Raw genomic sequence first — 21,256 nt, forward strand, 5'->3', positions numbered from 1 at the left:
TTGTACCTCCCTGGATGAATTCCTCTACTGCATGAACTGCCATGATACAAGCTTGAATAATGGCGTCCCTGTACTACCTGTAAACACCAGGTACAGGTCGCGGGTCCCCTCGACTCCGGCAACCTCCGTTTTTAACTCCATTGGATTCCCCGGAATGTTAGCGGCAGGAACAGGCAGTTTCCCAATCAACAGACCTGCAGGATCATCCAGATGCAGTTCAATCGTACCGCCGCCCTCAAGGCTTATGACAGAGGCACTGAATGCTGCGGCACCTTTACTTCCGAAATCGACCCCGGATAACCCGATCCAGTCGCCATTGTCAATATCCGTCACAAGCCGTTCTCCTGCGGCTGTCTCAAATTCCGTCTTTATGCCTGCGCTCCACCCTATGGTCACCGCTTGTACACGTTGATATGGGTTTAAAGGTTGGATTTGCTGCACACCTTTATAATCTGCTTCAACATCCTGAATGGACCCATCCTCATTATGGAAAAGGCGGCCCAGATGCGTCGAACGGTAGCCATTCGCAATCCCCTGTGCTTTGGACAAGGTCTGTGCGTGATAGGCGATATACCATTCATCATGAAATTGGAAAATGGCATGATGGTTATTGCCTGACACTCCGAAGAAATGTCCCGGATTCTTAAGTATCGTCTCATGATATGTCCAGGGTCCCATCGGTTTGTCGCTCGTCATATAGGCAATCTCTCCCGCAGGAGGACTGCCCTCCGGCCGTTCCCCATCATAAAAATTTGAACAATAGGTATAGTAATAGACGCCTTCCCGTTTATGTATGCCGGCATCCTCGAACATAAACGGGGCAGGAATAACCTCAGCAGTACCCACTACGCTGGTCATGTCATCTCCCAGCATCATCACCCGTGCTGTACCGGGCTCCGCATATTCTCCTTCCGGTACCCCGCCTCCGAAATAGATGTAACCTTGGCCGTCATCATCTACCAGAACCGCCGGGTCGAACAGCCAGGTTACATCCTCTACTCCCGGAGTGGAACGTAAAATAAGTGCCTCACCAATCGGGTCAACCCATGGTCCCACCGGACTGTCACTCGTCAGAACGCCGATACCGCTGGCATTATTGGCGAAATACAGGAAGAATTTATCCTTGCCTTCCATCACCTTGTGGACTGCCGCAGGCGCCCAGGACTGGGTAGCCCACTTGGCTGCCCCCTCCGGCCCCGCAACTGCAATTTCGCCATGATCGGTCCAGTTGACTAAGTCACTGGAGGAGATAACAGCAATTTTATTGATACTGCTGTATGTGTTTTCTTTTATTGCACCGGTCCCGTCATACTCCAGCGCGTCATGGGTCATGTACAAATAGACCCGGTCTCCGAATACCAGGGCATACGGATCGGCCCCATATCGATTTGCAACCACCGGATTACCGTTAGGCGGAACCTTTCCTATGGCTTGATTCAATTGAAGTGTCATTCCATTCCCTCCATTATTCAACTGTTTGCGCTTTCATTTCCGCCCGTTTGTGTTCACACCGGAACCCGGAGAGACCGGGTCCGGAAATGTGAAGTCCATGCTTGCTTCAGCGCCAGTTAAGTCTATGATATCGCATTGGTATGTGTTTACCATTACTATACTAAAGAAGGATACCCGTCATTTTTCAGCTCCAGCCTGGTTGCGGTAAGCGACCGGTTTCAGTGCAGTCCGCTTTTCAAACTCTCTTAAAAAATGATGATAATGTACATAACCCACATTCTCTGCAATCTTCCTAACGGTCTCCCCCGTTTCAATCAACTGCTTCTTGGCTTGTTCAATACGCAAATTATGAATATATTCTAGTATGCTGATGCTATTCCTTTTAATAAACGCCTGGCCCAGGTATACCGGATTGATATAAAAATGTTCCGCAATTTCTTTTACGGTTAAAGACCTGGAATAATTGTCCTTTAAAAAATATTCTACCTGTATAAGCGGATGCTCGGATCCGCGTTCTTTATGCTGCTTAATATATTCCATACATGAATTCAACAAATCCCTAAGGATATCTTCCAGCACTGCAAGCGACTTGGGCTCGGTTTTAAAAAATTCAAAGGAATCACTCCACTGCTCAGCCTTTCCTCCGAATTCCTTCACCAGCTCCATACTTTTCAGCATAATATCGATGCTGGTCATCTGCACAACCTCAGGCGCAGTCCGATTCACTTCAAACATTCTGAACATTTCCTTCAATTGGTCCAAGGCTTTCTGCTCCTGCAATCTTTCCACTGCACCCATCAGTTCCTCTGTCAGATCCGCAGAAGGAAGATTATAGCTAAGCTGGATCCGGGCATCCATGGTTGAATCAATCGGTCCGCTTGCTTCCGAATAAAAAAGATGGCGGGCGGCAGCCCCTACAGCCATCATATAGGATACTGGCAGCTCACGCAGAGACTGCACACTCGGCCCGATGCTCACGGACCCTTTCACGCTACTGTTCCGTGACAGCTCGGTATATACCCGTCTTGCCAGCTCTGCTGCAGAAGCTGAACTCTCCACGACAAGCCCCGCCTGATCACCGGGCATATCAATGAATAAGGCGCCCACCGCCCCAGAGAGCTTCCGGCAGATGTCCGTGATAAGGCATTTGGGGCCATCCACATGGATATAAGTCCATCCTGAAACCGCCTCGTCCAGACGATCCATTTGCTCAGCAATCTCTTCTTCCGGCTCCGCCCACTGCCCTTCAACCATTCGGGCGATCGCAACGGGAAGAAGCCGGTTCGCCAGCATGTCCTGCTGCATCTTGTGCTTGACACGCTTCTCCAGCTCGTCCGTAATATCAGCAAGTGCCTTCTCCCACTCCGCTTCAATAACAGGCTTCAGCAAGTAGTGCCTCACACCATAACGGATGGCTGTCCGTGCATATTCAAACTCGCCGTAACCGCTGAGAACGATGAATAGGGGCTGCTCCATGTCCAGCTGGCGTACGCGCTTGATTAGCTCCAATCCATCGATGCCGGGCATGCGGATATCTGTAATTACAAGATCTGGCGAGCATTCATCAATGGCGATCAATGCTTCTTCCCCATTCTCGCATGCTCCGCAGATTTCAAAGCCCAGTTCCTCCCAGTCGGTCAACGTTCTTAATCCCTCTAATGCAATCGTTTCATCGTCAGCTAAAACTACTTTAAACATGGGATTCCTCCACTTTGGGGACTAATGCCAGGTCTATAGGAATTTGAATGGTGATCGCCGTCTGTTCATACTCTGTGCTCTCAATGGTGAACTTGGCTCTGGAGTTATAATACAACATCAGGCGTTTATAGACATTTCGGAGTCCGATATTTTGCCCGGAGTCCTGCTCCGATTTAAGATGGGACTCAATCCATTTTAGCTTCTCCTTCTCAATTCCCTTTCCGTTGTCCGTCACAGTAATGATCAGACCAGCCTCGTTTCTGGAAGCAGACACGTGAATTTTCCTTGCTCCTTTGACTGACTGCAGACCATGCTTGCAGGAATTCTCCACCAGCGCCTGAACGCTCATTTTGGGAATCCGCCAATGCAGCACCGCAGGGTCGATATCAATGTCATAAGTGAACCGGCTCTGAAAGCGGAATTTTTCAATCTGCAAATACATCTCTATAAAAGATATTTCTTCTTCGACGGTAATCAGATCGTCCTTCCAGCTTAGCAGCCTGCGCAGAATAAGGGCCAAATTCCGGATAACATCGGTGACCTCTTCATACTTGTATTTTTTGCAAATGACCAATATGGCGTTCAACGTATTAAAGAGGAAATGCGGATCCACCTGACTTTCCAGATAGTTCAATTCGGCTCTTACCTGCTCAAGTTCAAGATCCTTTTTCTGGATTTCCAGCTTATATACATCATTGATCAAATTGCGGATTTTCTCTGTCATCAGATTGAAGCTGCGGATCAAACCACCGATCTCGTCCTTCCCCTCATACATATCAATGTTCTCAAACTGCTCGTATTTGACCAGCTTCATATGTTTGTAGAGCAGCCTTACCCTCAGATTATAGGATTGTAAAATAACTATCATTAATAGTGTGGGAATAATTATCGTCAATACAGCAAAAATTAACGAAATCCGAAGCGCATGGCTCATCTCACCATTGCTTTTTCTGCCTTCCGGGGTTCCGATCAGCCTCCAGCCCTCAGTATATCCTGCACTGCCCAAGGTTCGGACAATCTGCTTGGACGGCTGGCTGTCGTCCGTATCTACTTTCAACAATGCATTTTTATCCATTGAGTAGAAGGAATGATCCGATTCCAGCACGACACGATTCTGCTCATCCAGAAGCTTGAACTGCAAATAGTCGCGTTCCTTCTGGAACAGCCCCTTCACATTGTTCAACCGCAGATCGATTCGCAGATATTTATGGTAGGGCTGTCCAGAAAAGTTATCCAATTTGCGGATAAGGCTGACAAACACTTCCTGCTGGGGCGGATTGAGCGGGTTGGTTCCCTGATAAGAGGTTAACAGCACTTTGTCCGAGCCACTGGATATTTTGCGGTACCATTCACTCTTCTTGTCGTTGTCTGACAGCATAAAGTAACTGCCACCGTTCTGGAAGGTCGGATTCGTAGTATACACACCCATCCAATAAATATAGGAATGCAGATTGCTATATTGCCACATTTTGTCCCTCAGAACATCGCTATAGGCATCATAATATGCCTCATTATCCGGGTAGGCTACATCCATGATTTCATTATAAGCACGGTCTGCGGCAACCGTATTGCTGATCGCCACACATTCATTCACGATCTGCATCAGATCATAGACCACCCGGTCAACGGAAATCTCAAGATTCTCTCTTTCGCGGGTATCTACATTACGGCTGATCTGAACATAAAAGAGTCCGTTAATGCTGAGTATAGGGACAAGAACACACAGCAAATAGATAAACAGAAATTTGTATTTGAGCGGAATATCATTGACGATGGCTGATGGTTTCCTTTTGCCCTTCATGCTGCTCTCCTCCCCCTTGAATCAGCCCTTCTTGTACACCGAAGGCGAGACGCCATTTAGCGCTTTAAACTTGGCCGCGAATAAATCGGCATCCGAATAGCCCACACGTCCCGAAATATCCGAAATGCACATATCTGTCCGGCGCAACAGCTTCTTGGCTTTTTCAATCCGGTATTTATGAAGAAATTCGTTAAAAGAGATGCCATAACGTTTCTTGATCCGTTGTCCCAGATAGGCAGAATTCACGTGTAAATGCTTGGCAATATCCTGCAGCTTCAGCTTCTCCTGATAGTGCGCCCGCACATAGTCAATCGCCGCTGTAACAAGCGTGTCCTCCTGATTATTGTCTGCTGAGGCGAACCATTCAGCAACTTCGTGCAGATCCTCCATCGTCTGCCGCTCAAGCAGCGGCAGGCAGCAAGCGGTTACACGGGGTGGAAACCATTTATCCGCCCATATTGCCGGTTCTCCTCCTCTGACCTCGATTTCACGGAGCAGTTCAGCTTTGATGTTGCTCAAGAAAGCATCGATCCATGCAGATGAAGTACTATCCGCAGAGAAAATTTTAAATACATCGCTGAGTTGGGAGCTTAATGGTTCAAGCTGCCCTTCGGTAACCGATTGGAGCAGCGATTTCTTCATCCCTGCCGGAAGCAGCGCCATTTGATCCTTGTCCTGCTTCTGGAAGAAACTAATTTCGGGGGTGTTCACATCCGGCCGGCATAGTTCTGCCGCCAGGGCTTCATTATACGCAGTATTCAGAAATGTGGTACCTGTATGCTCAAGGCTTACCGAGAAAAGAACCTGTCTGCTAAACTGAGTCCGCATTTCATTAATCCAGCTTGCCAGCATCATCCGGTCTAGCTCCGGGCCTTCTGCCGGGAATACCAGCAAATAGCCATACTTACGGGTTCCGGCCATAAAAGGATACGCGGTTATATTGATAAACATTTCCTCGACACTCAGCGAATACACTTGTCTTCGCAAATGTGAGCTGTCGAGCGAATCTCCCTGAGCCAATACACAGCATATCCGGGAGCCCGGATGTATATTCAGCGTCTTAAGTGCCTCTTCCACTTCTTCTGCAGTATTCTCCCGCATGAGGAGACGGGATACCGTTTCCGCCTGTATGAAGGCGGAAACCGCTTCGCGCCGTGAAGCAAGCTTGCGCTCAGCGCGTATTTGTTCAGCTACAGTCTGCAGAGCCTCTGTCAATTCTCTTTCATCTAAGGGTTTGGTCAAATAATTGGACACACCGTATCTAAGCGCTTCCTTCGCATACTCAAAGTCAGCATAACCGCTAAAGATGATGAACTTCGGCTGGAAGTCACTTTCTGCAAATTTCTTAATGAGTTCAAGGCCATCGATCACAGGCATACGTACATCAGTTATGACCAAATCAGGCCTTGTGCTATGGATAAGCTGCAGCGCATCTTCGCCATCCAGAGCTTCGCCGCACACTTCAAAGTCCAGTTCCTCCCAGTCCACTAAGAATCGAAGCCCTTCAAGCATCAGCGGCTCATCGTCGGCAAAAAGTACCTTAAGCATTGGCATCACCCTCTTTATGTCTAAATTCTCTGATTTCTGAAAGCTATACCTTGTGGAACAGGAGAAACCGCTTCGGTCACTGCCGAAACGGTTTTCATTAACATACAATCATTTAGATATTATAAATTCAGTTATTCTTTAACACTACCCAAGTTTAATCCTACCACGAAGTACTTCTGTAAAAAAGGGTATACGAACAAAATCGGCACTGCGGTAACGATAGTGATGGCTGCACGGATGGAAGCCGGTGTCACCAGGGCCTGCATCTGATTGTGCTGATTGCCTGCCAGCGCAGAAGGATCGTTGTTCGTGCTCATGGTGGAACCGAGCAGCTTCATCATTTCATATTGCAATGTGCTCAGATTGATATCTGAAGACGCATACAGGAACGTGTCAAACCAGGAGTTCCATGCGCCTACGGCGATGAATAAAGCTACGGTTGCCAGTACAGGAGTACACAGTGGAAAAATGATTTTCCAGAAAATTCTGAATTCTCCCGCACCGTCGATTTTTGCCGACTCTATGAGGCCGGCCGGGAGGGAACGGATATACGTACGGATGATAATCAGGTTGAAGGCGCTGACCATGCTTGGAAGTATATAGACCATAAAGCTATGAAGCAGGCCTAAATCTTTAATAAGGAAGTAATTCGGAATCAGTCCGGCATTGAAATACATGGTCAAGATGAACAGCATGCCAATTTTTTTACGGAGAATGTATTGTGGCTGCGCCAGTGTATACGCCAGCATCGTAGTCAGAAAAACGCCGAATACCGTCGAGAGCACCGTACGGGACACAGAGATAAAAGCGGCATGGTAAATCGTCCCTGTAATAAAGACGGCTCTGTAGTTCTCCATGGTCCAGGCACGGGGCCAGAAATATATTCCACCGGCAAGAGTGTCACTGCCGTCATTGAAAGAAACAGCCAGCGTGTGGAGGAATGGATAGAGCGTGATGGCAACCACAAAGAGCATAAATATGGTGTTGATCGTATGAAATACAATCGGCTCAATGCGGCCTGAACTTTTCGTCACAGCTTTCATATGGGCTTCCTCCTCTATACTAATCGCTCTTCGCCGAGGCGTTTTGCGATATAATTTGCGATGAATACGAGAATGACACTGACGATGGTTTTGAAGATCCCTGCAGCCGTAGCCAGAGAATAATTCCCCATAGAGATACCATACTTCACTACAAAGATATCAATGGTTTGCGACCAGTCCACAGTAAGACCGTTACCAAGCAAATATTGGAGTTCAAAGCCGGCATCCAGAATATGTCCGATGTTCATAATGAGCAAAATAACAAATGTGGATTTGATCCCCGGAAGAGTGACATAGCGCATCTTCTGAAAACGCTTAGCACCGTCAATGGACGCTGCCTCATACAGAGAAGGATCGATCGAGGTAATGGCTGCCAGATAAATGATGGTACCCCAGCCCACCTCTTTCCACACGTTCGAAGCCCCGATAATGCCCCAGAAATATTTTCCTTCACTGAGCCACATAATCGGTTCTTTAATTAAGTGAAGCTTCATTAAGACGATATTGACAATTCCGTCATCAATCGACAGTGAAGTAGCAACGATGCCCGCTGCAATAACCCAGGACAAGAAGTGCGGCAAATACGAAATTGACTGAACGATACGCTTGAAAAACCTGGCTCTGATCTCATTTAGCAGCAAAGCCAGACCGATTGCCGTAACAGTGCCAAGCACAAGGTTAATAAAGCTCATGGCGATCGTGTTGCGCAGCACCATCATAAAGGTCTCATCTGAAAATAGAAATTTGAACTGCTGCAAGCCTACCCACTCTTGCTTGCCGAAAGAGAGCGCCGGGCGGTAGTTCTGAAAGGCCATTAACCAGCCCCAAATGGGAGCATAGTTAAAGATTATTAAATAAATGGCAATCGGTACGGACATGAAAATAAGCTGCTTCTGCATTTTCAGCGTTTTCCAGCTAAGACTCACACCGATTTCCGGATCGACTCTGCGTTTTCGGGTCTTCTGAGTTTTGACCTGTTTGTCCAGTACGGCATCAGACATTAGTGTTCCCCTCCTGTAAAATCATTCTCTCCATACTATCCGGATTAATGAAGAGCGGGAAATACGATTTCCCGCTCTATTCTTTGTCTTGAAATCGACTACTTCACACTCCACTTTTCGATGCGCTGCTGGATACCTTCATTTATCCGGTCTTCATAAGCCTTGATGTCCAGCTTATGAATGCGGTCGACATAATCTTGCCAGACCCCTTCAAATTCATCGGGACTTGCCATAATGGCCTTCGGCAAATATTTGACTTGAAGGTCATTCAGCTTGGACTGCGCAAGCTTGGCTGCCGAACCGTCCTTAAGAACGATGGAGTAAGCAGGGAAGTAGATAAAATTTTCTTTCGGTTCCTTGAAGAATTCGGACCATGTTTTCTTGTTATACGCTTTCAGGATTTTCTGATCATAAGGTTTCAGACTGTCGAAGAATTCCTGCGGCTGAGTTCCGGCATCAGCTGCATTCCCGTCGCTGTAGGTCCCTTGAATTTTCGGCATATAACCAAACATAGTCGTGATTTTGTTAGCCAACTGCCAGCTTGTTTGATCCGCATTTGCCCGTTGTTCCGGCGTCCGGTAGAACATGCCGTCTTCCTTCACTTCATAGTCTTCGCCTTTGATTCCCCATTGGAGAGTTTTCTGCCAATCTTCTGTAATCATCTGATCCAAGAATTTGATAATCCGGACAGGGTCCTTGGCATTGATCGAAATACCTAATCCGCGGTTGGTGCCGACCGCTCCGCGGTCACGATACCATTCCTCAGCGCCCGGATAGAGCAGAGGGAAGCCGATATAGGTATTTTCAATTTTACCCTGGGAAATCAAAGAGGTTTCCCCATCCTGGAAGTTCCAGTGCTGGTCAAACATACCGATGACTTTGCCGCTTGCGATTTTAGCCAGGTACTGGTCGTAGTTTTGTACGAAAGCTTCTTTATCCATCAAACCTTGAGCGTTAATTTCATTAAGCTTCTTATAATAGGTCTTAGAAATGTCCTTATCGGCAAAAATCTGCGCTTTGTTGTTGTCTACAATAACGCCGCCGTCATTCGGATGGCCCGCCAAATGCTCAGGAGCGTTCTGAAGCGGGAATACACGCCAGTCGAAGTTAAGCGATTCAAATCCGATCATATCCGGGTGCTTTGCTTTATATTTAGCGATGATATCGAAATATTCATCCAGAGTCTTAGGAGTCGGATATCCCATTTCCTCAAGCACTGCCTTTTGAAGCCAGAAGCCTGGTCCCTGGTAAGTTGGTTCGGTAATCTTTCCTTGATATACCCCATAGCTTGGCAGAACGTATATATGTCCGTCGGTCTCATCCTTGATCTGATTCCAGACCGCGGCATAATGTTTTTTCAGGTTGGGAGCGTACTTCTCAATCAAATCTTCAAGCGGAATGTACGCCTTAGCATTGAGTAATTTGTCATCGCCCGACATAAGGTCCGGGTAGTCTCCTCCGGCAATCATAACCCCCAGCTTCTGCTGCAGGTCGCCCACCAGAAGCTCCGTTTTAAAGCTGACGCCGGTTTTTTCTTTAATCAGTTTGAGAATCTTGTTGTCATCCGTAGGCGTCTGCCCGGGACTGGCCAAAAATACCGAGAATGTTGCAGGAGCATTATCGTCTCCATTTGCCGCCGAACTAGCGTTTCCTGCATTTGCCGCCGGACTAGCGTTTCCCCCATTCGCTGTGTTGCTGTTTGCGTTGTTTGTGTTGTTCGAGCTGCAGCCTGTCAGTGCCAGCGCAAGCGCGAATGTACCAGCTGCTAATGCCCGGGTGGAACGTTTTGCCGTTTTATGCATTTTGTTATGCCTCCCCTTTTTGGCTAATTGCTTTTTGTTTGCTGTAAATCACCTGGTGACATCATTAATTATACCTTCCAAGAATACGCTTCCAATTCATAAACTATAGTTCTTCCCCCCTAAAAATACGAAAAGATGAAAACGCTTGCTATTCCTATACTCCATAGACTTGTTAAAGTACACGGCATGTTCATACCGGATTATAGAAGACAGTTTTCTTTGGGCGAAGCTTCTGCCTAAGCAGAATAGGGCTGGCGTTAATACGCCAACCCCAGCCAGCTGTTTTCTATTATACAGAAAAATAGGCCTCTACCTGTTGTTCTTAACGGGGGAATGTATGGGTGCTTCCGGCTTCTCCGGTGAATGAGACGAAATCAAGACCTGGACCCTCCAGCCGGCAAGGACCGGAAACCGTGCAAGTCACAACGGCTTTCGTAACAAGTCCCTCTGCCCAGGTGAAATCGAGAGTATATCCGCCCCTCGCACGCAGACCCTTGACACTTCCCTCGCTCCAGCTTGGCGGCAATGCGGGCAGCAGATTGATTCCCCCCGCATGGCTCTGGATCAGCATCTCGGCAATCCCCGCCGTACCCCCAAAATTCCCGTCAATCTGGAATGGCGGATGGTTGTCAAACAGGTTAGGCAGCGTGGAATGCTCCAGCAAAGCGCGGACATTCGCATAGGCTTTGCCCGCATCCTGCAGCCTGGCCCAGAAATTGATGATCCAGGCCCGGCTCCAGCCGGTGTGCCCGCCGCCGCTGGCCAGCCTGCGCTCCAGCGTCGTCCGGGCCGCTTCAGCCAGCTCCGGTGTATGCTCCACGGTGAAGGCGTCGCCGGGGTATAGCGCAAATAGATGGGAGATGTGCCGGTGCCCCGGTTCCACCTCTTCATAATCCTCCATCCACTCCTGAATCTGGCCGTATTTCCCGATTTGCGGTTTGGGCAGACGCTCCAGAGCAGCGGCGAGTTCCTTGCGGAACGCCTCGTCCCTGCTGAGAATCTCCGCACTTTGGATGCAGGCCCCAAACAGCGCATCTATAATCTGATAATCCATCGATGCCCCTGCGCAGAGCACTCCCGATTCACCGTCCGGCAGCTTATAGGTATTCTCAGGAGAAACGGACGGGCAGGTAATCAGCCGGCCTTCGGCGTCCTCCATCAAATAATCAAGCAGGAACTGGGCTGCCTCCTTCATCGTCTCATACGCCTGCACCAGGAAATAACGGTCCTGGCTGAACCGGTAATGCTCCCAAAGATGCAGGCATAGCCACGCGGCGCCTAGCGGCCAGAAGGATGCCGGCAGGTAGGTATCCTGCGGAGCCGTGTCCGCCCAGATATCTGTATTATGATGCGCGGTGAATCCCCGGCAGCCATACATGACCCTGGCCGTGACCCTCCCTGGCTCCCGCATCCGCCCGATCAGATCAAACAGCGGCTCATGACATTCAGCCAGGTTACAGAGCTCCGCAGGCCAATAATTCATTTGCGCATTGATATTAATCGTGAATTTGCTGTCCCAGGCAGGGGTGAAGCTGTCATTCCAGATTCCCTGCAGATTGGCGGGCAAAGAGCCTTGGCGGCTGGAGGCGATAAGCAAATAGCGGCCATACTGGAAATAGGCCGCGATTAGCCCGTTGTCCTCCTCTCCCTCCCGAAACCGTTTCAGCCGTTCGTCGGTCGGCAACGCAAGCTTGTGCGGGTTCTCCGGCAGTGCCAGCTCAACGCGTCCGTACAATTCGCGGTAATCCGCGATATGCCGGGCCAGCATCTCTTCATAAGGAACCCGGCCCAGCTCTTCCAGCTGTCTTTTGGCATAAAGCTCCGGATCGGGATGACGGAACGTTGTTCCTGCGGCCAGCAACAGCGTAACTGAGCTCGCGCCATCCACAAGCAAATACTCGCCAATGGTCCGGCAAATGCCGTCTTCTGTCACCGCCTTTAAGGCAGCAGCAAAAGAGCTGCCTCCCTTGCCGGCGCACTCCCCGCTCATCGTAAGCCCGCTGTTCAGCCACTTCTCTGTCTTCTCCAGGTATCTCCAGTTGTGACGGTTAAACCTTGCCTTTAAGGAAATCCCGTCCTTATGATCTGCAGAAATTCGGATGACAATAGCCTGATCCGGATAGCTGGCAAACATTTCACGGGTATACTGGACCTCACCGATCCTATAACTGACCCGGGATACGCCAGTCTCCAGATCAAGCTCTCTTCTGTACTCTTCAGCAGGCTGTTCATGCCCCCCAAAGGACAGCAGCAGCTCGCCCAGCGGCAAATAATGGCGCTGCGCTTCAGGAAGACCCGCCATCGACATTCCAGCCAGTTCCTCTGCCTCCCGCAGCCTTCCCTCCAGAATCAGCTGGCGGATTTCGGGCAAATGAAGCAGCGCATCCCCGTTGTTGCGGTCACGCGGACCGCCGTACCATACGGAATCCTCATTAAGCTGCAGCTTCTCCTCGGCTGTACCGCCAAAGATCATAGCCCCGAGCCGCCCGTTTCCTATCGGCAACGCCTCGTTCCATTCTTCCGCCGGCCCGCTGTACCACAACTGCTGTTTGTGTTCCATGCTAGTCATAATTGTTACGCTCCTTCAATCGGCATAATATAAACATAGCGATATGATAATTAGTCCAACTCAACCAACGCCTTAATCACCTTCGATTCAGGTCTCAGCCAGTTTTCGAACTGGCCGATCATGTCTGCAAATGCACTGCGGTGGGTAATGTAACTGTCAACATCAATGTAACCCTTCTTGATGGCATCAAGCACGCGCTCAAAGTCCTCCCGAGTGGCATTTCTGCTGCCCTGCACGATCATTTCGCGCGCATGAAAATCGGGATCACTAAAGGCAATCATGCCCTTCACCAAGCCAACATAGGTCAAAGTCCCCCCATGGCCGACAAACCCAAAGGCACTTTCCATGGATGAGATGTTGCCGGTGGAATCGATGACATACGGCAGAAAGTTCCCGTCAGTAAGCTTCGACAACTGATCCTTCGGCTCCCGTAGTGCGCTTACCGTATGCTCAACCTGTGCCCATTCCCGGCAAAAATTCAAACGTTCATCGTTTACATCCATGCCGATCACCTTTGCACCGGCGTATTTGGCCATTGCCATCACGCCTAGACCGATCGGACCGGCACCGATAACCAGGACTTGATCGCCAGCGCCAAGACCGGAGCGACGGACAGCATGCGCGCCAATTGCCAGGGGCTCCAGCATCGCCGCCTGATCCAGCGTCAGCCCTTCCGTATTTAATAGATTGGCTAGAGGCAAGGCTACCCGTTCCCTCATTCCGCCGTCCAAATGAACGCCGAACACCCTCATTTTCTGACAGCAGTTGGTTTTGCCGCTCAGGCAGGCCCGGCATTTGCCGCAATGAAGATATGGAATGACACTGACCTGGTCGCCGGCCCGCAGCCCCTCCAGGTTGTCGCCAATGTGCTCAATCGTCCCTGAAAGCTCGTGTCCAAGCACACGCGGATAGGTAAAATAAGGCTGGTTGCCCCGGTAAGCATGCAGATCGGTACCGCAAATACCGATCCGGCGAATCCTTACAATCGCTTCGCCCGCATGGAGTTCCGGCTCCGGCAGTTCCTCCCTATATACGAATTTTCCAATTTCCTCGCAGATAATTCCCTTCATGATAAGCGCTCCCCGGTCTGATCCCGTTCTTCATTCCATTCCGGCCGGCCGCTCGGCCACGTTGCGCCGTCGATCGGCTTCAGGATCTCCAGCACTTCCTCCAGCAATTGTCCGTCCATCGGTTCATCCGTCCATAATATATTGTTGCGGATATTTGCCGGTGTCGCCGTGCTTACCAATGTCGTCGGAATGTGTTCATTACGGGTGGAGAACTGGACCGCCAGCTTTGCAATCTCCTCTCCCTTGTCCAGGCAATATTCGGCAGCGCGCTTACAAGCTGCCTGGATGTCCCTACTCGCCGGATGCCAGTCAGGAACCTGGCGGGTGCTCAGCAGGCCCATAGAAATAGGCGAAGCATTCATCAGTCCGGTTCCCTGCCGCTCCAGTAAAGGAAGGAGGCCAAGCAGTGTGGTATCGTTCAGGGAATAATGGCAGTATGACAGGATAACATCCAGAGTTGTACGGGACAATACCGTTTCGAAGATCTTCAAGGGCAGGCCAGTCACACCGAAGAAACGGATCTTACCGGATTGCTTCAATTCCTCCAGTGCAGGGATCCCTTCTTCCATGACCTGCTCTATCGAACCAAATTCGATGTCGTGCAGCAGCAAAATATCCAGATAGTCCGTTCCCAGCCGGCGCATGCTTTCTTCCGCGCTGCGGATTACCCGGTTTTTGGAGAAATCAAATTCATCCTGACCGTAACGTCCAGCCTTCGTGCTGATAATGTACCGGTCCCGCGGAACCGTCTGCAGCGCCTCTCCCAGGACTGTCTCCGCTTTCATCAAACCGTAATACGGAGAGACGTCAATGAGATTAATCCCCATGTCGATAGCGGTATGAACTGTACGGATTCCCTCTTCCTTAGGAACCTCCCGAAATACACTTCCAAGCGAAGATGCCCCGAAACTTAACACGGATACATCCAATCCCGTATTTCCCAGCTTTCTGTATTTCATCGCGCGGAACCTCCAGTTTATAGTGAATTTAACTTGTAAAACCTTGCTGCATTCGCTCCGAAGATGGGCTCTATCTCTTGCGGTGACAACCGGTCCTGCAACGCCAGCCGCAATACGCCCATGACTTCATCATACGTTGCGGCTTGAAGGCATACGGGCCAATCGCTGCCGAACATTAGCCTTTCGTGTCCAAAGAGGTCCAGCACCCCATGAACATAGGCAGTGAAATCCTCTTGCTTCCAGCCCTGGGAATCAGCCTCCGTCACCATCCCGGAAAGCTTGCAGTAAATGCCCGGATGCTGCGCAATTTCCGCCATATGGCTTCTCCATGGCTCTAATCTGCCCGAAGCAATCGGTGGTTTCGCCAGATGATCGACCACTCCTCTCAGTCCGGGAACCCGTTCCAGCAGCTGTATAAGCTGTGGAAGCTGATCCGCCAGAACTAGCAGGTCGACAGGAAGGTCCTCATCCGCAAAGTATGAAAGCGCTTCTATATAATTGGTAGATAAAAGAATACCGGGATCCTCCATCTCCTGTATCATCACGCGGATCCCGGTGAATTTCGGGTGCTCGCAGAACCTCCGGTATTGCGCTTGGAATGACGGGTTCTCAAGGTCCAGCCAACCGATCACGCCCGCTATGGAGTCCGTTTTTTCGCTTAATCCAAGAATATATTCAGTCTCATCCACCGTAGGTGCAGCTTGTACCACAACCGTTCGCCATATCCCGTGTTTTTGCAAATGCGGTTCAAGATCGGTGGGCAGATAATCCCGGAAAAGCACCGGAATTTCGGGTGTAATCCATCCGTAATCGTTTCTGTCTATCTTCCAATAATGCTGATGAGCGTCAATACGCATCATCCCACCTCCATTCCATCTTATTGTAAGCATCGGATAAAAGAATAAAAATAGCTTAAAGAAACAAATTTATACCTTATTTTGATATGATGGCTGTAAGAATCTAAGTTCAACGAAGGAGGCGGGGCAATGAAACCGATCCGTAAGAATTTCGGCAATGAGTTGCCGTTTTCTCTGCTTCTACACTACAAGGAAACAAAAAGCCCGCAGCGCGAGCTCCCCGACCATCAGTATCACTGGTACGAGTTTGTATACGTCTACCGGGGAAAAGGGACTTTTTTTATCGATCAGACCTTTTACGAGATGCGCCAGGGTGACATCATCGTCGTTCCCGGAAATACGGTGCACCGGGGTTTTCCCGACAAAGAGGATCCGGTAATGTCCTCCGCCGTTTTTTTCAGCCCCTACCTTGTTAATAACAACACGTTCAGCGAAACGTATGCCTATTTGAAGCTATTTGACGCAGCCAAGAAGAATAAGCAGTACAAATTCACCCTGTCTCCTGAACATGCCCAACTCGTAGAAGGCGATATCGATGCCATCCATGAGGAATGGGAGCAGAGACGCCCAGACGGCGGCCATGCCATGGCCCTGCTTCTCCATCTTGCGCTGCTTCACTTAAACCGGTACTGCCTGCCGCAGGCTGCCGAGCTTGGGGCCACGAACGAATTGGTTCCGGATTGGTTCCGTGAAGCGCTCGCCTTTATCAATGACCATCTTGACCAGCCGCTGGAGCTTAGCGCGCTGGCGAAACGGGCGGCTATATCTCCGGCCCATTTCAGCCGTGTCTTCAAGCAGCGGCTGGGTATGAATGCGACTGATTATATTTCAACCAAACGTATTTTCTCGGCCAAGGATGGTTTGCTCCAGTCCAATGACAAAATTGAGCAGATCGCTATGTCTTGTGGCTTTGAGAGCATGCCCCACTTTTATCGTACGTTTAAAAAATATACGGGCATGACTCCCGCCGCCTACCGGAAGGGCAACCGGCCACACTGAGGCACTCCTTGTTCTTCATGCACTGCGCTGGAGTCAGGCTATCAGCATGCAGCTACTTTTATTTTAATAGAAAGCAGCACCAGAGGATCCCCGGGTGCTGCTTCCTTTTCAAGGCGTATTCAGCTTTCGCTTCCGGTTATTCCAAAGTAAATGAAGCCAGACTGGCCCCTCCATGGCCGGTATAGGTGAAATACAATGCTTGCACACCGTCCGGAATAGCCAGATCTGTAGAGTGCTCCTCCCATACATTCGCGAAACCTACCGGTATCCGTCCGAGGGCCGGTCCATCCCATGATGTCTTTATTTCAAAGGCGCCCTGGCAATATCCGCGTACCTTAATTTTGACTTTCCGGATTCCCTCGCATGCAAAATATTTAAACCCGGCAGTAGCGGAATCCGTCATATTGGCAATATAGCCGATTTCCTCGTCGCCATCCCTGCCGTCTTGTGTAATCTTCGGAAACCGGCTGTCCATCCATGCTCCCATGGGGCCAAAGCCTCCGGTGTAGATTTCCTGATCTTTGCAGAACAAATGGCAGGCCAGATATGCCGGATATTCCCCCCGGCCTTCAAGCGGTCCCCCATTCGGACCGCAGGATGTAATCTCCACCTGGGGAATCGTGCCGTCCCCGCGGAATTCAATCCTCTCGATACAGCCCTGCCGGCAGAATGCCGTTCCATTGGTGTGGCGATGATAAAAAATGTACCATTCCCCGTTGATGTGGGCGATACTGCCATGGTTATTGCCGCCGTAATACATCGGCTGATCCGCCGGCTTATATGTATCGATATGAAGATCGCAATTGCTGACAATGACTCCCTGGTAGATGAAGTCCCGGGTCGGATGCTTGCTGGTCGCATAGCACAACTCATGCATGGAGATTGAGGAATAGATCAGGTAGTAGGTATCTCCTTTTTTGCGGATGGATGGCGCTTCAAAGAACTCATACCCTTCGAATCCGCTCCCCTTACTGTAAGACTGGCTCGGCGCAACAAACACAGGCTCTTCGACGATCGTGAGCATATCCGGGCCAAGCACCGTTGCCATGGCACCGTGTCTGGATGAGTCACCAAAGCCACAGAATCCGGTATACAGGTAGGTGTTCTCTCCTTCGGTCAGCACGCCCGGGTCGAACTGCGGCTCGTCGCCTTCCCTTTCCCCGAGGCGTATGCCATCGGCATATCGAACGTAGCCGTAGAACTCATATCTGCCGCCCGGTGAATCGCATACAGCTACTGAAACAACCGGAACCTTGTCAAGAACATAGTAGAGATAGTACCGCCCGTCCGGGCCAACGGTGACATCGGGAGCATACAGACACATGTTTCCTTCCGGATTAAGCGGATCATCTGTAGTCTGATAGATTACCCCCTCATACCGCCAGTCCGCCAGATCCTCCTCCGGAGCCGACCAGCAGACATAGTCATTCAAGCAAAAGGCGTGTCCATTAAAACGGTCATGCGAGCCATACACATAGACTCTGTTGTCAAAAACATGTGGCTCACCGTCGGGGATATATTCATAGGAGGGCAAATATGGATTTAATCCTTGTTTTTTCACCATAGTAATTCATCCTTGTCGTATATAATTTAGTCACTTCCAGTATAGGGATGCGGCTTGAGCGAAGTCCATGACATATAGGCACGTAACATTGATCTATTCTTAGATGATTTGCATTGATCCGTAACACTTTCCTTTTAATAAATCTAAAAAAGAGATACAGACCTCAACATTTGCTATAATCGAAAAAGGAAAGGAGGTGCTTACAGTTGGAGAATCTCATACGATTGTCTGGCACTGTTCCCACTCATGCAAAGCCTGATACTAGGATAGGCGAGACTTTGCGTGGGGTGAAACGTTTTACTTTATCGCTAACTAAGCCTTTCTAAATAGATGGCTTTGCACCTTATTTTAAAGACTGAAATAAGGGGCAGGCAGCGTGAAATATAGAAATGCTTCAAAGGTGTACTACTCCGGAACATCCATATGCAGGTGAGTTTGTTTGGACCAAACCAAGCAATTATCGGCGTCCCGGTGGAGCTCGAGGTTTTCAAGTGAATATGCTTTGCTGAAAGATCTGGGATTGCTTTGAGGTACTGTCTGAATTTTGTTGCAGCTTAAAATCAGCGGGCAGTTGAGACTTCGTTTGAAAAGTCTTACTGCACCGCTGTTTGATTTTAAATTAGTTTCATGGAAGATCATTGATTTTTGAAGAGGGGCGATCGATATTAGCTGGTTAAGTGATCTCTATAAATTACAAAAGCAGGAACCCAGAAAGGACATCGAACCCTCTTTGGTTAATGCCATCTTCCGGATTTATGACCGATTTCCCAGGATGGGTCTTAGAGAGCGTACCGGTCAGCAGGATATGTCTCTGGATATAGCTGATGCCTATATAAATGGCCGTAACGCCATGATTGAAGCCGGGGTGGGAATCGGGAAGTCCTTTGCGTATCTCATTCCGAGCCTGCTTATTAATCAGGTGTCGCAGCAGCCGGTCATTATTGCAACCTCCTCCATTCAGCTGTCAGAGCAGATACATAAGGACCTGAGGGTGATCGGAAGCCGGCTGGGATTTACAACAGTTCGTTCTGTCGTTGGAAAAGGTATGGGCCAGTATGCCTGCCGGCACAGGGCAGCGGGCTTGTTCGAGCCTGATAATTCAAACGCTCCCCTGAATCCACTTGCCCAGCGTATTTTGAATTATGAGATTGATGAAAGAGCGGATATTAAGGGCGGAATTAGTGATGCTGAATGGGCTAACGTTTGCGTGAATGATTGTACATTTGAACGTTGCCAGCATAAAAATGGATGTTTGTTCTATGATATGCGAGCTAAAATCAATGCTAAGATCGGCGATATTGATTTCATTATCGTAAATCAGGATCTGCTTATCCGGGATTTGATTAAGAAAAAGGAAGGCACCCGGGGCATCATTACAGAACGGCCGGCTCTGATCGTGATTGATGAGGCTCATAATCTGGAGGCAAAGGTTAGGGATGCAGGAACGGCTGAGTTTACCTTCCGCAGAACCTGCCGGATTCTGGATGACGCTTTGCAGATTCTTTTTAAGCAGTCTGGGGATAAAAGCCTTTTTTCACAATCCAAATTTCTAAAAAGATGCGTTGAACATATTTTTAAACAGATCGAAGCGGATTTACTCCACGCAGCCAAACAGGATAATGACCGTATAAAAGTGTCTCCGATTACAGGTATACCGTTAACCCGGGTCGCCCATGATTTGAAGGTTCTTACGCTTAGCCTCTCGGTTCTAACTTCTCGGAATGAGCGGGAAATCGATGATGTTTTTGAAGCCCTGAACGGGCTTTTAGACCTCTTTAAAGTCCTGGCCGGAGTGGAGGATAACTACCTCTTATGGGCAAGCAATACCCTGCGTGAAGCTACGGTCAGTATCTGTCCCAAAGATATAAGCCAGTTTTTAAAATATACGTTATTTAACAATAAGACCTCTGTTATCCTAACGTCAGCAACCCTGTGCCAAGGCGGAGATACACTGGAGGAACAATACGCTTATTTGACGCAATCCCTCGGTTACAAGGGTGACTATATGGACCGCCAGCCTTCACCCTTTGATTACAACAGTCATGCCATGATGTACATCTCGGGCAATATTCCATACTACCGCCATGATAAACGGGAGATATATCTTGAAGCAGCCTATAAAGAATTGGTTAGACTCTGTAATCTGACACAAGGAAGAACACTGGTCCTTTTTTCAGCTAAGGAGGATATGAGGTACATTCATAAGAAGCTGCTTTCGGGATCAGATGAGTTCACGTGGGCACTCCATGTACAAAAAGAAGGATCTTCCCAGGACGGGGTGATCGCTGATTTCCGGGGCAGTAAAGGCGTCCTCCTTAGTACCGGTGTCTTCTGGGAAGGAGTGAATATCGAAGGCTCCGACCTGTCGCAGGTCATTATTTTCCGTCTGCCCTTCCCTGTTCCAGCCGATCCTATCTATGAATATAAGGCAGCTTTGGCAGAGAATCCTTTGCAGGAAGTATTTGTACCGGATATGCTTCTTCGGTTAAGGCAAGGAACCGGACGTCTGATCCGCAGTGAAACCGACCTTGGTGTACTCAGCATTCTCGATTCCCGTCTCTGCGCCGCAGCCAATAAGGATTACCGGAAGAAGGTATTGGACACTTTACCGTTTAAAAGGGTCACCGAAGATTTCACGGTTCTGGAGCAGTTTGTCAAAGAAAAGGGGATTAATTAAAGCGGCCCTCCGCAGAAACGCTGGCTTCAAGTGGTCCAGCTGTTTCGCAAAGTTCGATTGAAACATTTCCGGCTCCCATAGTCTAATGACAACAGCAAATTTGGTTTCGAGCCTTTTTCATCGTTTTGAAAATAAAAACGGCTGTCTCACTAGCAGAAAAATATGCTTGAGACAGCCGCTTTGCTGGTTTCAGTCTTGCTTAAACCTGACAAGCAT

Annotated in this window: 14 protein-coding genes; 2 read left to right on the top strand and 12 right to left on the bottom strand. The window is 49.2% G+C overall.

Annotation, left to right across the window (positions count from 1 at the left end; translation table 11 throughout):
- Nucleotides 1–24: 24 nt before the first annotated feature.
- The 11 genes from L6H70_RS14930 to L6H70_RS14980 all read right to left on the bottom strand — a co-directional run bounded on the left by L6H70_RS14930 (nucleotide 25) and on the right by L6H70_RS14980 (nucleotide 15,800).
- Nucleotides 25–1,452 (bottom strand): glycoside hydrolase family 43 protein, encoded by a 1,428-nt coding sequence (locus L6H70_RS14930; RefSeq protein WP_236334410.1) that lies wholly within the window; start codon nucleotides 1,450–1,452, stop codon nucleotides 25–27.
- 177 nt (nucleotides 1,453–1,629) lie between these two features.
- Nucleotides 1,630–3,150, bottom strand: a complete 1,521-nt coding sequence (locus L6H70_RS14935) for a response regulator (protein ID WP_236334412.1) — start codon at nucleotides 3,148–3,150, stop codon at nucleotides 1,630–1,632.
- Nucleotides 3,143–4,951, bottom strand: a complete 1,809-nt coding sequence (locus L6H70_RS14940) for a sensor histidine kinase (protein ID WP_236334414.1) — start codon at nucleotides 4,949–4,951, stop codon at nucleotides 3,143–3,145. Before L6H70_RS14940 ends, L6H70_RS14935 begins: the two co-directional genes overlap by 8 nt.
- 21 nt (nucleotides 4,952–4,972) lie before the next feature.
- Entirely contained in the window at nucleotides 4,973–6,499 is a 1,527-nt protein-coding gene (locus L6H70_RS14945; protein ID WP_236334416.1) for a response regulator transcription factor, read from the bottom strand.
- 131 nt (nucleotides 6,500–6,630) lie between these two features.
- Nucleotides 6,631–7,542, bottom strand: a complete 912-nt coding sequence (locus tag L6H70_RS14950) for a carbohydrate ABC transporter permease (RefSeq protein WP_236334418.1) — start codon at nucleotides 7,540–7,542, stop codon at nucleotides 6,631–6,633.
- A 14-nt stretch (nucleotides 7,543–7,556) separates the two neighbouring features.
- The gene (locus L6H70_RS14955) at nucleotides 7,557–8,543 is read right to left on the bottom strand and encodes an ABC transporter permease (protein WP_236334420.1); all 987 of its coding nucleotides are present in this window, start codon (nucleotides 8,541–8,543) and stop codon (nucleotides 7,557–7,559) included.
- Between the two features lie 98 nt (nucleotides 8,544–8,641).
- A complete protein-coding gene (locus tag L6H70_RS14960) occupies nucleotides 8,642–10,345 on the bottom strand; it encodes a type 2 periplasmic-binding domain-containing protein (protein WP_236334422.1) in 1,704 nt (567 codons plus the stop codon).
- Nucleotides 10,346–10,667: 322 nt separating this feature from the next.
- Complete coding sequence (locus tag L6H70_RS14965; protein WP_423802828.1) at nucleotides 10,668–12,914, bottom strand: glycoside hydrolase family 95 protein; 2,247 nt, start codon at nucleotides 12,912–12,914, stop codon at nucleotides 10,668–10,670.
- 50 nt (nucleotides 12,915–12,964) lie between these two features.
- Nucleotides 12,965–13,984 carry a zinc-binding alcohol dehydrogenase family protein gene (locus tag L6H70_RS14970; protein ID WP_236334424.1) on the bottom strand — a complete coding sequence of 340 codons (1,020 nt, stop codon included), beginning with the start codon at nucleotides 13,982–13,984 and terminating at the stop codon, nucleotides 12,965–12,967.
- Nucleotides 13,981–14,943, bottom strand: coding sequence for an aldo/keto reductase (locus L6H70_RS14975; protein ID WP_236334426.1), 963 nt, complete (start codon nucleotides 14,941–14,943; stop codon nucleotides 13,981–13,983). Before L6H70_RS14975 ends, L6H70_RS14970 begins: the two co-directional genes overlap by 4 nt.
- Nucleotides 14,944–14,960: 17 nt before the next feature.
- On the bottom strand, nucleotides 14,961–15,800 hold the full coding sequence (locus tag L6H70_RS14980) for an amidohydrolase family protein (protein WP_236334428.1): 840 nt from the start codon (nucleotides 15,798–15,800) through the stop codon (nucleotides 14,961–14,963).
- A gap of 129 nt (nucleotides 15,801–15,929) precedes the next feature.
- Here L6H70_RS14980 and L6H70_RS14985 point away from each other — a divergent pair, with 129 nt between their 5' ends.
- Nucleotides 15,930–16,799, top strand: a complete 870-nt coding sequence (locus L6H70_RS14985) for an AraC family transcriptional regulator (RefSeq protein WP_236334430.1) — start codon at nucleotides 15,930–15,932, stop codon at nucleotides 16,797–16,799.
- A gap of 136 nt (nucleotides 16,800–16,935) precedes the next feature.
- Here the strand turns inward: L6H70_RS14985 and L6H70_RS14990 are convergent, their stop codons facing one another.
- Nucleotides 16,936–18,360, bottom strand: a complete 1,425-nt coding sequence (locus L6H70_RS14990; protein ID WP_423802830.1) for a family 43 glycosylhydrolase — start codon at nucleotides 18,358–18,360, stop codon at nucleotides 16,936–16,938.
- 775 nt (nucleotides 18,361–19,135) lie between these two features.
- On the opposite strand from L6H70_RS14990, the gene L6H70_RS14995 reads away from it, so the two are divergent.
- Nucleotides 19,136–21,040, top strand: a complete 1,905-nt coding sequence (locus L6H70_RS14995) for an ATP-dependent DNA helicase (RefSeq protein WP_236334434.1) — start codon at nucleotides 19,136–19,138, stop codon at nucleotides 21,038–21,040.
- Nucleotides 21,041–21,256 lie beyond the last annotated feature (216 nt).

Source organism: Paenibacillus auburnensis (assembly GCF_927798115.1).
Lineage (GTDB): Bacteria > Bacillota > Bacilli > Paenibacillales > Paenibacillaceae > Paenibacillus_AQ > Paenibacillus_AQ auburnensis.

Coding starts and splice junctions, on each gene's coding strand:
- L6H70_RS14955 (WP_236334420.1), bottom strand. CDS start 8,543: ATGTCTGATGCCGTACTGGACAAACAGGTCAAAACTCAGAAGACCCGA.
- L6H70_RS14985 (WP_236334430.1), top strand. CDS start 15,930: ATGAAACCGATCCGTAAGAATTTCGGCAATGAGTTGCCGTTTTCTCTG.
- L6H70_RS14935 (WP_236334412.1), bottom strand. CDS start 3,150: ATGTTTAAAGTAGTTTTAGCTGACGATGAAACGATTGCATTAGAGGGA.
- L6H70_RS14965 (WP_423802828.1), bottom strand. CDS start 12,914: ATGACTAGCATGGAACACAAACAGCAGTTGTGGTACAGCGGGCCGGCG.
- L6H70_RS14980 (WP_236334428.1), bottom strand. CDS start 15,800: ATGCGTATTGACGCTCATCAGCATTATTGGAAGATAGACAGAAACGAT.
- L6H70_RS14930 (WP_236334410.1), bottom strand. CDS start 1,452: ATGACACTTCAATTGAATCAAGCCATAGGAAAGGTTCCGCCTAACGGT.
- L6H70_RS14975 (WP_236334426.1), bottom strand. CDS start 14,943: ATGAAATACAGAAAGCTGGGAAATACGGGATTGGATGTATCCGTGTTA.
- L6H70_RS14950 (WP_236334418.1), bottom strand. CDS start 7,542: ATGAAAGCTGTGACGAAAAGTTCAGGCCGCATTGAGCCGATTGTATTT.
- L6H70_RS14995 (WP_236334434.1), top strand. CDS start 19,136: ATGGGTCTTAGAGAGCGTACCGGTCAGCAGGATATGTCTCTGGATATA.
- L6H70_RS14945 (WP_236334416.1), bottom strand. CDS start 6,499: ATGCTTAAGGTACTTTTTGCCGACGATGAGCCGCTGATGCTTGAAGGG.
- L6H70_RS14940 (WP_236334414.1), bottom strand. CDS start 4,951: ATGAAGGGCAAAAGGAAACCATCAGCCATCGTCAATGATATTCCGCTC.
- L6H70_RS14960 (WP_236334422.1), bottom strand. CDS start 10,345: ATGCATAAAACGGCAAAACGTTCCACCCGGGCATTAGCAGCTGGTACA.
- L6H70_RS14970 (WP_236334424.1), bottom strand. CDS start 13,984: ATGAAGGGAATTATCTGCGAGGAAATTGGAAAATTCGTATATAGGGAG.